Here is a 12,507-nt window from a genome sequence, read left to right as displayed (position 1 = left end):
ATCCTGTCGGCCATGCCCGCCCGACCCGACACCGCGACCGCGGCGCTCGACCCGGCGGAGCTGCACTACCCCGAGCACCTCCCGGTCGTCGCCCGCCGCGAGGACATCCTCGAGGCCCTGCGCGAGCACCAGGTCGTCGTCATCGCCGGCGAGACCGGGTCGGGCAAGACCACCCAGCTGCCGAAGATGTGCCTCGAGCTGGGCCGCGGCGCCGACGGCCGCCAGGTCGGGCACACCCAGCCCCGCCGCATCGCCGCGCGCTCGGTCGCCGAGCGGATCGCCGAGGAGATGCAGGTCGAGCTCGGCGGCCTCGTCGGGTACCAGGTGCGGTTCGGCGACCACAGCAGCGACGCCACCCGGGTCAAGGTGATGACCGACGGCATCCTCCTCTCGGAGCTGCAGCGCGACCGCGACCTGCGCCGCTACGACACGATCGTCATCGACGAGGCGCACGAGCGCAGCCTCAACATCGACTTCATCCTCGGCTACCTCAAGCAGCTGCTGCCCCGCCGGCCCGACCTCAAGGTCGTCGTCACCTCGGCGACCATCGACCCCGACCGCTTCGCCCGGCACTTCGCCACCGACGAACGCGGCGAGGTGGTCCGCGAGGTGCCGGTGCTCGAGGTCTCCGGGCGCACCTTCCCGGTCGAGGTCCGCTACCGCCCGCTCGTCACCCTCGACCCCGACGGCCGCCACGTCGTCGACGAGCGCGACCAGGTGACCGGTGTCGTCGAGGCCGTCGAGGAGCTGTGGACCGAGGAGCCACCGGCGCCGGACGCCACCGACATCCTCGTGTTCTTCTCCGGGGAGCGGGAGATCCGCGACGCCGCCGAGGCCCTCACCGCGCTTCGGCTGCCCGGCACCGAGGTGCTGCCGCTCTTCGCCCGGCTCTCCGCGGCCGAGCAGCACCGGGTCTTCCGGCGCACCGGCGGACGGCGCATCGTCCTCGCGACCAACGTCGCCGAGACCTCGCTCACCGTGCCCGGCATCGGCTACGTCGTCGACACCGGGACCGCCCGCATCTCCCGGTACAGCCAGCGCACGAAGGTGCAGCGGCTGCCCATCGAGCCGGTCAGCCGGGCCAGCGCCGCCCAGCGCGCCGGCCGCTGCGGCCGCGTGGCGCCGGGCGTCTGCATCCGGCTGTACTCGGAGGAGGACCTCGAGGCCCGCGACGAGTTCACCGAGCCGGAGATCCAGCGCACCTCGCTCGCGGCGGTCATCCTCCAGATGACTTCGCTCGGGCTCGGCGACGTCGCCCGCTTCCCGTTCGTCGACCCGCCGGACGCCCGCCAGGTCGCCGACGGCGTCCGGCTGCTCGAGGAGCTGGGCGCGTTCTCCGCCGAGGAGCGGGGCCCGGGCCGGCACCGCGGTCGCGGCCGGCGGCTGACCGGCACGGGGCGAACCCTCGCCCGGATGCCGCTCGACCCCCGACTCGCCCGGATGGTCGTCGAGGCCGGCCGGCTCGGCTGCACCCGCGAGGTGCTCGTCCTCGTCGCAGCGCTGTCCATCCAGGACCCGCGCGAGCGGCCGGTCGACAAGGAGGCCCAGGCCGACCAGCAGCACGCCCGCTTCACGGACGAGCGGTCCGACTTCGCCGCACTGCTCAACCTCTGGCGCTACCTCAAGCAGCAGCAGAAGGACCTGTCGCACAGCGCGTTCCGCCGGATGTGCAAGAACGAGTACCTGCACTACCTGCGCATCCGCGAGTGGCAGGACCTCCACGCGCAGCTGCGCCGAGCCGCCCGGCAGGCCCGGATCGACCCCGACCTCGCGACCGCCGTCAAGGACGCCGACCCCGACTGGGACACCGTGCACCGCGCCCTGCTCGCCGGTCTGCTGTCGCACGTCGGGGTCCGGGACGAGGTCAAGCGCGAGTACCTCGGGGCGCGCGGCGCCCGGTTCGGCATCAGCCCCGGCTCCACCCTGTTCCGGCGCCGGCCCGAGTACGTCATGGCCGCCGAGCTCGTCGAGACCTCCCGGCTCTGGGCGCGCACCGTCGCCTCGATCGAGCCGGAGTGGGCCGAGGAGGCCGGCGCGCACGTCGTCGCGCGCACGGTGAGCGAGCCCCGCTGGAGCCGCAGCGCGGGGGCCGCCGTCGCCACCGAGAGGGTGACCCTCTACGGGGTGCCGCTCGTCACCGACCGCACCGTGCAGTACGCCCGCATCGACCCGGTGGCCGCGCGCGAGATCTTCCTCCGGTCGGCCTTCGTCGAGGGCGACTGGGACCCGCGGCACGACTTCTGGCGGCGCAACCAGCGCACCCTCGAGCGGGTCGCCGAGCTCGAGGAGCGGGCCCGCCGGCGTGACATCGTCGTCGACGACGAGGTGGTGTTCGCGTTCTACGACAGCCGGATCCCGCCCGACGTCGTGACGGAACGGCACTTCGACCGGTGGTGGCGCGGCGAGCGACGGCGCCGTCCCGACCTCCTCGACCTCACCGAGGACGTGCTCACGTCCGAGGCGGGGGAAGGGGTGACCGCGAACGACTACCCGCGCACCTGGCGGCAGGGCGACCTCGAGCTCGACGTCACCTACCAGTTCGCGCCCGGCCAGGCCGCCGACGGAGTCACCGTCCACGTCCCGGTCGCCGTGCTCAACCGGGTCTCGGCCGACGGGTTCGACTGGCAGGTGCCCGGGCTGCGCGACGACCTCGCCGTCGCCCTCGTCCGGTCGCTGCCCAAGGCCACCCGGCGCCACTTCGTGCCCGCGCCCGACCACGCGGCCGCCGCCCTGCGCGAGATGGACCCGTCGCGCGGCCCGATGGTCGAGGAGCTCGCGCGGGCCCTCCACGCGCGCACCGGGGTCCGCGTCGACCCGTCCGAGTTCGACCTCGCCCGCGTCCCCGACCACCTGCGCGTCACCTTCGCCGTCGAGCGCCCCGGCCGCCGGGGCCCGCAGGTCGTCGCCTCGGGCAAGGACCTCGAGGCCCTGCGGGAACGGTCGGGCGGAGCGGTCCGCGAGGGGATGGCCCGCGCCGGGGCGTCGATCGAGCGCACCGGGCTGACCACCTGGGACGTCGGCACCGTGCCCGAGACCTTCGAGGGCCGGGCCGGCGGTCTCGCGGTCGTCGGCTTCCCGGCCCTCGTCGACGAGGGCACCTCGGTCGCGCTCCGGGTGCTCCCCGACGCCGGGTCGGCCGCCGCCGCCCACCGCGCCGGCGTGCGCCGTCTCCTCCTGCTCGGCACCACCGCGCCGTGGAAGCGGGTCCTCGCCCGGCTGACCAACGCCCAGAAGCTCGCGCTCGCCGACAACCCGCACGGGTCGGTGCCCGCGCTGCTCCAGGACTGCCTCGACGCCGCCGTCGACGACCTCGTCGCCGAGCACGTCACCGGCCCGGTCCGCACCCCGGAGGCCTTCGAGGCCGCGCTCGCCGCCGTGCGCACCCACGCGGCCACCCGGGTCCTCACCGTCGTCGAGGCCGTCGAGCCGGTGCTCGTCCTCGCGGCGCGGGTGCGGCGCACGCTCGAGGCGCTCGAGGGCGGGGCCGCGGCCCGGGCGACCGCCGCCGCGCGGGCGGACGTCCGTGCCCAGCTCGACGGGCTCGTCCGGCCCGGCTTCGTCGCCGCCACCGGGGTGCGCCGGCTGCGCGACCTCGAGCGCTACCTGCGGGCCGCCGAGCACCGGCTCGAGCGGGCGGCGACCAACCCCCGCGAGCCGGTCCTCCAGGAGCAGGTCGACGCCGTCGAGTCCGCCTACGCCGACCTCCTCGAGACCCTGCCGGCGGTGCGCCGCGGGGCGCCCGAGGTCGCCGACATCGCGTGGATGGTCGAGGAGCTGCGGGTCAGCCTCTTCGCCCAGACCCTCGGCACCAACGGCCCGATCTCCGAGAAGCGGGTGCGCCGGGCGATCGCCGAGGTCGCCGCCGGCTGAGGGCCCACGGCTCCCACCCGACCTCGTGCGACCTCGGTGCACGTCGCCAAGGCCGCGCCCACGTCGACGTGCCCGGAACCCGCACGACGTGGGGCCCGGCCGGGAATCCGGGGCCCGCGCCGGACGTTCCACCACATCGACGCACCATCGTCACGACGCACGACCCGTGAAAGGCTCCTCCCGTGCAGAACCCCACCGACCTCTACCGCCTCGAGACCCCCGTCGACGCCTCGCGTCCGGGCGTGCTCCTCGTGCTGCTCGGCGGGTTCATCGACGCCGGCCAGCTCCAGGAGACCCTCGGGACCCACCTCCTCGAGACCGGCGACCCCGAGGTGGTCGCGTCCTTCGACGTCGACCAGCTCCTCGACTACCGCGGCCGCCGGCCGGCCATGGTCTTCGACACGAGCCGCTGGGCCGAGTACGACGACCCCGCGATGCTCCTGCACCGGCTCACCGACCGCGACGGCCAGACCTACTACCTCCTGACCGGTCCCGAGCCCGACTACCAGTGGGAGCGCACGGTCGAGGCCATCCGCGAGCTCGCCGACCGGCTCGGCGTCACCCTCGTGGTCACGACCCACGGCATCCCGATGGGCGTGCCGCACACCCGGCCGGTCGGGATGACGGCGCACGCGACCGACGACGCCCTCATCGGCGAGGCCCGGTCCCCGTTCGGGCGGGTGCAGGTGCCGGCGTCGATCGGTGCGCTCCTCGAGCTGCGGCTCGGCGAGGCGGGCCGGCAGGCGCTCGGCTTCGCCGTCCACGTCCCGCACTACCTGGCGAACGCCGAGTGGGCGGAGGGCGCCCTCGCGTCGCTCACCGCCATCACCGACGCCACGGGGCTCAACCTCCCGAACGACGAGCTCGTCGAGCGGGCCCGGGTCAACCAGCAGGCCATCGCCGCCGAGGTCGCGAACAGCGACGAGGCGCGCCAGGTCATCACGGCGCTCGAGCAGCAGTACGACGCGTTCGTCGAGGGCCAGGCCCGCCCGAGCCTGCTCGCCACCGAGACCTCGCAGATCCCGTCCGCCGACGAGCTCGGGGCCGAGTTCGAGCACTTCCTCCGCTCCGTGAACGACGACGAGGACGAGCAGGCCTGAGCCGCCGCGGAGGTCAGTCCTTGGCCTCCGACCACCGGCGCACGACCGAGGTGTCGGCGACGAAGCGCACCGGCGCACCGCCGGACCAGCGTCGCGCGGCGTCGGTCAGCGCGTCGTCCACCCGGCGCACCGCCTCCGCGGCGGCCTCCTCCGGCACGTGGAGCAGCAGCTCGTCGTGGAGGCAGAGGACGACCGAGGCGCCGAGGTCGCGCACCGTCGCCCGGACGGTGGCCGCCCACGCCTTGAACAGCTCGGCGGCCGACCCCTGGATCACGGCGTTGCGGGCGAACCGCCCTCGTGCGGCGTCGAGCTGCGGGTCGGCACCCGGCGGGCGGGCCGCGAGGAAGCGCCCGGTCGGGACCAGCCGGCCGCCGTACGTGCGCAGCGGCTCCCCTCGGCGACCGCTGTCGTAGGCACGGTCGAGCAGCCCCATCGCCACGGGGTAGGCCGCCTCCAGCCCCTTGAGCGCCTCCCCGGCGGCGCCGCTGCGCTGCCCGTACATCGCGGCGAGCACGGCGATCTTCGCGACCGCCCGCTCCGCGCCGAGCCGCTGGGCGACCGGCGCGTAGAGGTCGTCGGCCCGGGTCGCCGCGGCGAACGTGGCGTCACCGCTGACCACCGCGAGGACCCGCGGCTCGACCTGCCCGAGGTCGGCCCGGACGAGGACGTGCCCGGGGTGCGCGGCGACGCCGGGACGCAGGGCCGCCGGCAGGTTGTGCAGGCCGTTCTCGGCGGTCATCCGCCCGGCGGCGCCGTCGCAGGCGGTCCAGCGCCCCCGCAGGCGGTCGTCCGGACCGACGTGCGTGTCGAGCCAGCGGTACCCGTACGTCGTCGCGATCCGCTCGTCGCGACGCCAGACGAGGAGCGCGTCGACGACGGGGTGCACCTCGCGGTAGGCCTCGAGGACCCACTTGCGCGTGGACGGCACGTCGACCCCGACCGCGGCGAGCATCTCCTTGACCTGGGCGGGGTTGCGCAGGTCGGTCGACTCGCGGCCGGGAACGTGCCGCAGGACCGTGGCGTCGCGGGCCCGCCGCGCGGCGGCCGTCTCGGCCTCCGTCACCGTCCGGGGCCCGGCGGCCGCGGCGACGAGCTCCTCGGTGCGGGCGCGGTCGAGGGGCAGTCCGTCACGCTCGAGCTCGAGGCACAGCAGGGCGGCCGCCGACTCCGAGGCGACGGTCGCGGCGAGGCGCGGTGAGACGGCGGCTGCCTGGTCGAGCTGGCGGCGGGCGACCTCGAGCGCGGCGCGCGCCCAGGCGGCGAGGTGGGCGGGCTCCTCGAGCCAGCGCACGTGGTCGGCGCGCAGGTGGCCGGCGCGGTCGACGAGGACGTCGTCCGGGGGCAGGTCGGCGGCGCCGACGAGGTCGAAGAGGTCACCCCCCGGGGGAGTGGGCACGGTGTCGGGGGACAGCCCGTGCGCGGCCGCCCAGGCGAGCGCGGGCGGCGCGTCCCATCCGCCGTGGAGGAGCCGGTGGGCCTCGGCGACGTCCCACGCCCGGGCCAGGTGCACCCGGGCCGCCACCGCCGGGCGGGCCGCCGCATCGGCGGACCACCACACCCAGCGCGGCCGGTGCTCGCGTTCGAGGCCGGCGACGTGGGGGAGGACCTGCTCGACCGGGCCGACGACGGCGTCGTCGCCGTGCAGCACGGCGGCGTGCGTGCCCCCGGTGCCCGCGACGAGCACCGCCACCTCGCCCGACAGCATGGCGCCGAGCGTACGGGCCGGCACCGTCGGAGGAGGCCGACCCCGGGGCCCCGCAGGTCAGGGGGCTGCGTGGCAGGATGGCGGGAGCCGGACCCGCGCGGGCACGACCGCCCGCCCCGGCCGACCGGGAGGACCACCGTGGGACTGCTCGACCGAGGCCGCCGCACGAAGGACGCGGTCCAGGACACGCGCTCCGCGCTCGAGCGAGCGGCCGAGTCCCCACAGGACGACGGCGTGCTGGGCAGGCAGGCCGTCCGGGTCGTCGACCAGATCCTCGACGTCGGCATCGACGGCAAGGGCCCCTTCGACTCCGCGGCCAAGGTCGCCGAGGCCGCGCTGCGGTCCGCCGGCGGCGACCGCGAGAAGGCGGTGTCGGCGGTCGTCGCCTCGCACTCGCGCCTCGCCGGGGCCGAGGGCTTCGTCACCGGCCTCGGCGGCTTCGTCACCCTGCCGGTCGCGTTGCCCGCCAACGTCGTCGCGTTCTATGCATTGGCCACCCGGATGACCGCCGCCATCGCGAGCCTGCGCGGCCACGACATCGCCCAGCCCCAGGTGCGGGCCGCCGTCCTGCTCATCCTCGCGGGCGCGGACGCCGACGACCTCCTCGCCAAGGCCGGCGTGTCCGCGCCGGTCGGTGGGCTGGCCAACCTCGCCGCGCAGCGGCTCCCCGGTCCGGCGGCGATGGTCGTCAAGAAGGGCGTGTTCTTCAAGCTCGTCGCGAGCACCGGCAAGGGCGTGCTGTCGCGGTTCGGCCGGGGCGTGCCGCTCGTCGGCGGGGTCGTCGGCGCGGGCGTCGACGTCGTCCTGCTGCGCCGCCTCGCCGTCGACGCCCGGCGCGAGTTCCCGGCCGTCGCGGGGCGCATCGACCCGGCCTGACCGCGCACCCGGGAACCCCCGGCGCCGCCCGACCGTCGAGAGAGCGGGACCCCGGACCCGCCACCCCAGGAGGAGAACACCATGGCCAAGGCCCGCACCCTCGCCTACGTCGGCGCGCTCGGCCGGGCGGTGCGCCTCGCGACCAGGCCCGGTGGGCCGTCGCTCGGCGACCGTGCCGCCGCCGTGCCCCGCCTCGTCAAGGCCGTGCGCTCGGGGGAGTACACCGGCACCTCGGTCGGGCGCCTCGCGCTCGTCGCCGCCGGAGCGGCCTACGTCGTCTCGCCCGTCGACCTGCTGCCCGAGGGCATCCTCGGCGTCCTCGGCCTCGCCGACGACGCGATGGTCCTCGGCTGGGTCGCGACGACCCTCGTCGAGGAGACCGAGAAGTTCCTCGCCTGGGAGCGCGAGCAGGGGCGTGGCCCGCACCCGGCGGACACCGTGCCGTCCGACGTCGTCGGCTGAGGCCCACCCACCGGCCCGCGGGGGCCTCGTCCACAGGGCACCGAACCGGCCGTCGTCGTCCACAGATCCGGTCTCTGCTGTTCCACCGGGGCCGGCGCCCGGCGAGCGTGGGCGGATGAGCCAGAAGATCAGTGTCCGCGGGCCCGACCAGCTCCTCACGGTCCTGCCCTACCAGCTCGGCTACCACCCCCGGCGCAGCGTCGTCGCCGTGGCCCTCGCCGACCGGCGGGTCCACTTCGTCGCGCGCGTCGACATCCCCCCGGACCCGTACGTCCCGGAGACGGTGGCGGCCCTCGTCGGCCCGCTCCGGCGTGAGGCCTCGGGTCCGGTCCACCTCGTCGGCTACGAGGACACCCCCGATGCCAGCGGCCCCCTGCTGCTCGCGCTCGTCGAGGAGCTCGAGTCGGGAGGCACCGAGGTCGCCGAGGTGTTCGTCGTCCGCGACGGGCGCCGGTACTCACCGACGTGCTCGCGGCCCTGCTGCCCACCCGAGGGCGTCGCCCTGCCCCCGCCGGAGGCGGTCCCGGCCGTCGCCGAGCTCGTGGCGCTCGGCCGCGCCCCGCTCGCCGACCGTGACGCCGTCGCCGGGCTGGTCGAGGCCCACGACCCGGTCGCGGGGGAGGTCGGCCGGCGGCTGGGCGTCACGACCGGCCCGCCGCGCCGCCGTCGGGAGACGGTCCGGGCCTGGGCCGCGCTCCTGGACCGGGAGCAGGTCGAGCGGGGCGACTCCCCGCGCCCCGACCTCGTCGCCCGGGCCGTCGCCGGGCTCCGGGACGTCACCGTCCGCGACACCGTCATCGCGTGGCTGGCACCGGGCGTCATCCCCCGTGACGCCCTCGACCCCGTCGTGCTCACCCTCTGCGAGCGGTGGCTGCCCCGGTGGGGCGGGATGGGCCGGTGGGGGGCGCCGGACCGCGAGGCGGGCGAGCGAGACGCCGTGCTCGCGCGGCTGCTCGCCCTGTGCCGCTGCGTCCCCGACGACCGCCCCGACGACGCGGCGGCGGTGTGCACGACCGCCGCCCACGTCGCGTGGGCCGGTGGCGACGGGGCGGTGACGCGCTCGGCGCTCGACCGCGCGCTCCGGGTCGAGCCGGGGTACCGCCTCGCCCGCCTGCTCGCCCGGCTGGTCGAGCACGGGCTGCGCCTCGACCGGCCACCGGCCAGCCCGGGCGCCCTCGAGCGTGCGGGATGAGCGTCGACCGGGGCATTCGCGGAGGCACGGCGGGAGCCACTCGGGGTGCGGCGAGCGGCCGTTCGAGGAGCGGACGTCGCCCCGCGGGCCCAAGGGAGCGCAGGTACCATCGGGGCAGGTCATGAGTCCCAGTGCCAAACCCCGGTTTGCTGGGCGGCAACCCTCCTCGCGGTGGGGTGCCCCGGGTGATGACCCGGCCACGACACCCGTCGCGGCAAGCGCGAGTTCCGAGGAGTCCTGCGATGACCGCCACCCCGACCCGGTCGACCGGTGCCGTCTGGCGCCCCGGCGACCCCGTCGGCGACCGGCGCTTCGCCCACGTCGGCGACCTGCCGCTGGAGCGCGGCGGGGTGCTGCCGGGGGTGACGATCGCCTACGAGACGTGGGGAACCCTCTCGCCGGCCGGCGACAACGCGGTCCTCGTCGAGCACGCCCTGACCGGTGACAGCCACGTCGTCGGGGAGGCGGGGGACGGGCACCCGACCGCCGGCTGGTGGCCGGGCCTCGTCGGGCCGGGTGCCCCGCTCGACACGGACCGGTGGTTCGTCGTCGCGGCGAACGTGGTCGGCGGCTGCCAGGGCAGCACGGGGCCGTCGTCCCTCGCCCCGGACGGCCGGCCGTGGGGCGGACGCTTCCCGTTCGTCACGATCCGCGACCAGGTCGCCGCGGAGGTCGCGCTCGCCGACGCCCTGGGGATCGAGGCGTGGCAGCTCGTCCTCGGCGGGTCGATGGGCGGCATGCGCGTCCTCGAGTGGGCGGTCACCCACCCCGCGCGGGTCGAGCGGGCACTCGTCCTCGCCTCGACCGCGGCCTCGACGGCCGACCAGGTCGCCTGGTGCCAGCCGCAGCTCCTCGCGATCCGGCACGACCCGGACTACCAGGGCGGTGACTACTACGACACGGGGCGGGCGCCGCTCACCGGGCTCGGCATCGCCCGGCGGATCGCGCACACCACCTACCGGCACGAGGGAGAGCTCGACGAGCGGTTCGGGCGACGGGCTCGCGCGGGGGAGGACCCCCTCGGTGGCGGCGGCCGCTACGACGTCGAGAGCTACCTCGACCACCACGCCACGAAGCTCGCGCGACGGTTCGACCCGAACAGCTATCTCGTTCTCTCCGAGGCGATGAACAGCCACGACATCGGGCGTGGGCGCGGAGGAGTGGCGGCCGCCCTCCAGCGCTTCGAGGGGTTGCTGCACGTGGTCGGTGTCACCACCGACCGGCTCTACCCGCTGCGACTGTCCGAGGAGATGGTTCGCCTGCGGCCGGGGACCGGGCTCACCGTCATCGACTCCGCCCACGGGCACGACGGCTTCCTCGTCGAGGTCGACCGGGTCGGCGCGGTCATCACCGACGTGCTCCGCACGGATCCGGTGTCCGGCTACGGTACGGTCAACTGACAGCGACACCCGCGGCCGAGGAGGACATCGTGACGATCGTCGTTGGCTTCGTTCCGACGAAGGAGGGGCGGGCTGCCCTGACCCGCGCGGTCGAGGAGGCGAAGGGCCGCGGAACTCGGCTCGTCGTCATCAACTCGCACCGTGGGGGCCTCGATGCCGACACCGCGCGAGTGGCCGAGGAGGAGCTGCGCCGGGCCACCGACGAGGTGGTCGCCGCCGGAGCCGAGGTCGAGGTCCGTCAGCTCGTGCGGGGCAACGAGCCCGCCGAGGACCTCATCGCCGTCGCCAACGAGACCGGGGCCGACCTCATCGTCATCGGCCTGCGCCGCCGCACGCCGGTCGGCAAGCTGATCCTCGGGTCGAACGCCCAGCGGATCCTGCTCGACGCCCCGTGCGCCGTGCTCGCCGTCAAGGGCTGATCCCCCACACCGGTCCGTCGCGGTCCGGGCGCGCCGTAGCGGTCGGTCCGGGTCCAGGACGGCCGAGCCGTCGTCCGTTCGCTGCACCGGCCGAGCCGCTGCGCCGGTACGTCGCACCGGCCCTGTGCCGCTGTGCCGCACCGTCCGCCGCCCGGTCCACCGGGGCGCGGACGGTCCCCGTGCGCCGGTCCGATGTGCTCGGAGGCGCCGCGGAAAGTTATAATGGTAGGACGCACCTGGCCCGGGGGTCCTCGAGCCGCACGAGCCGGGGCGTCACCCCGGACCCTCATCGCCGCAAGCTCGGGACCTTCGCGTCCCGGTTCCGCGGTCCTCCGCGACGAAAGGTAGTCGGTGTCGCCTGTGTCCACGAAGTCCCCGCAGCCGAGCGCACTCCCCCCGGAGTTCTCCCACCAGGCCCTCCAGAACCTCGTGCGCCAGGGGAGCACCACCGGCTCGGTGACCGGGCAGCAGGTGGCCGAGGCCATGCGCGCCGCCGACGTCACCCCGAGCCGGGGCCGGGTCGTGCTGCGCGCGCTCGGTGACCAGGGCATCGAGGTACGCCACGACGACGCCGCCGGGGTGGCCGCGGCCGCGACGCGCACGGCGAAGAAGACCTCGACCGCGACGACCAAGAAGGCGGCCGCGAAGCCCGCCGCCAAGAAGGCGACGACCACGGAGTCCGCGCCGGCCAAGAAGGCCGCGTCGAGCACGACGCGCAAGGCCGCCTCGGCGGCCGCCGGTGGCGCCGCCACGAAGACGGCCAAGGCCGCGCCGGCCGCGAAGCCCGCCGCGAAGAAGACGGCCACGAGGAAGGCCACCGCCGGCGACGACGCGCCCGAGGACCTCCCGGAGGAGGAGATCGAGGACGGCGACCTCGAGGTCGACGACAGCGCCGCCGAGCAGGCGGCCGCGTCGGGCGAGGACGACACCGAGGACGAGTCCACCGGGACGGCCGCGAAGAAGGACGGCGAGACCGAGGACGCCGGCTTCGTCATGAGCAACGACGACGAGGACGCGCCCGCCCAGCAGGTCGTCACCGCCGGCGCGACCGCCGACCCGGTCAAGGACTACCTCAAGCAGATCGGCAAGGTCGCTCTCCTCAACGCCGAGCAGGAGGTCGAGCTCGCCAAGCGCATCGAGGCCGGCCTGTTCGCCGAGGAGAAGCTCAACTCCGGCGACAAGCTCGACATGAAGCTCAAGCGCGAGCTGTGGTGGATCGCCCAGGACGGCAAGAAGGCCAAGAACCACCTCCTCGAGGCCAACCTGCGCCTCGTCGTCAGCCTCGCCAAGCGCTACACCGGGCGCGGGATGCTCTTCCTCGACCTCATCCAGGAGGGCAACCTCGGCCTCATCCGCGCGGTCGAGAAGTTCGACTACACCAAGGGCTACAAGTTCTCGACCTACGCGACGTGGTGGATCCGCCAGGCCATCACCCGCGCGATGGCCGACCAGGCCCGCACCATCCGCATCCCGGTGCACATGG

General features: G+C 75.5%; 9 protein-coding genes and 1 riboswitch. Of the genes, 8 read left to right on the top strand and 1 reads right to left on the bottom strand.

Going from position 1 to position 12,507, the window contains the following annotated elements:
• The first annotated feature begins 12 nt into the window (after positions 1-12).
• Positions 13-3,870: an ATP-dependent RNA helicase HrpA gene (hrpA, locus tag PKA89_RS14615; protein WP_324420707.1), complete on the top strand. Its 3,858-nt coding sequence runs from the start codon at positions 13-15 to the stop codon at positions 3,868-3,870.
• Positions 3,871-4,052: 182 nt separating this feature from the next.
• Positions 4,053-4,970 carry a PAC2 family protein gene (locus PKA89_RS14610; RefSeq protein ID WP_324420705.1) on the top strand — a complete coding sequence of 306 codons (918 nt, stop codon included), beginning with the start codon at positions 4,053-4,055 and terminating at the stop codon, positions 4,968-4,970.
• 13 nt (positions 4,971-4,983) lie between these two features.
• Here the strand turns inward: PKA89_RS14610 and PKA89_RS14605 are convergent, their stop codons facing one another.
• On the bottom strand, positions 4,984-6,675 hold the full coding sequence (locus tag PKA89_RS14605) for a DNA polymerase (RefSeq protein ID WP_324420703.1): 1,692 nt from the start codon (positions 6,673-6,675) through the stop codon (positions 4,984-4,986).
• A gap of 138 nt (positions 6,676-6,813) precedes the next feature.
• Between PKA89_RS14605 and PKA89_RS14600 the strand changes: the two genes are divergently transcribed.
• From PKA89_RS14600 to PKA89_RS14575, 6 genes are all read left to right on the top strand, one after another.
• A complete protein-coding gene (locus tag PKA89_RS14600) occupies positions 6,814-7,551 on the top strand; it encodes an EcsC family protein (protein ID WP_324420701.1) in 738 nt (245 codons plus the stop codon).
• Positions 7,552-7,632: 81 nt separating this feature from the next.
• Complete coding sequence (locus PKA89_RS14595; protein ID WP_324420699.1) at positions 7,633-8,013, top strand: YkvA family protein; 381 nt, start codon at positions 7,633-7,635, stop codon at positions 8,011-8,013.
• 115 nt (positions 8,014-8,128) lie between these two features.
• Positions 8,129-9,205 carry a DUF4192 domain-containing protein gene (locus PKA89_RS14590; RefSeq protein ID WP_324420696.1) on the top strand — a complete coding sequence of 359 codons (1,077 nt, stop codon included), beginning with the start codon at positions 8,129-8,131 and terminating at the stop codon, positions 9,203-9,205.
• A gap of 117 nt (positions 9,206-9,322) precedes the next feature.
• Positions 9,323-9,432, top strand: a riboswitch (SAM riboswitch).
• 15 nt (positions 9,433-9,447) lie between these two features.
• A complete protein-coding gene (locus tag PKA89_RS14585) occupies positions 9,448-10,605 on the top strand; it encodes a homoserine O-acetyltransferase (protein WP_324420694.1) in 1,158 nt (385 codons plus the stop codon).
• Between the two features lie 29 nt (positions 10,606-10,634).
• A complete protein-coding gene (locus PKA89_RS14580; protein WP_324420692.1) occupies positions 10,635-11,024 on the top strand; it encodes a universal stress protein in 390 nt (129 codons plus the stop codon).
• Between the two features lie 360 nt (positions 11,025-11,384).
• A partial coding sequence (locus PKA89_RS14575; protein ID WP_324420690.1) for a sigma-70 family RNA polymerase sigma factor occupies positions 11,385-12,507 on the top strand: 1,123 nt, incomplete at its 3' end.

Origin of the sequence: Phycicoccus sp., assembly GCF_035325325.1 — a bacterium.
Classification (GTDB): domain Bacteria; phylum Actinomycetota; class Actinomycetes; order Actinomycetales; family Dermatophilaceae; genus Phycicoccus.
Note: the sequence above shows the minus strand (reverse complement) of the source record. Positions and strands in the feature narration are given on the sequence as shown.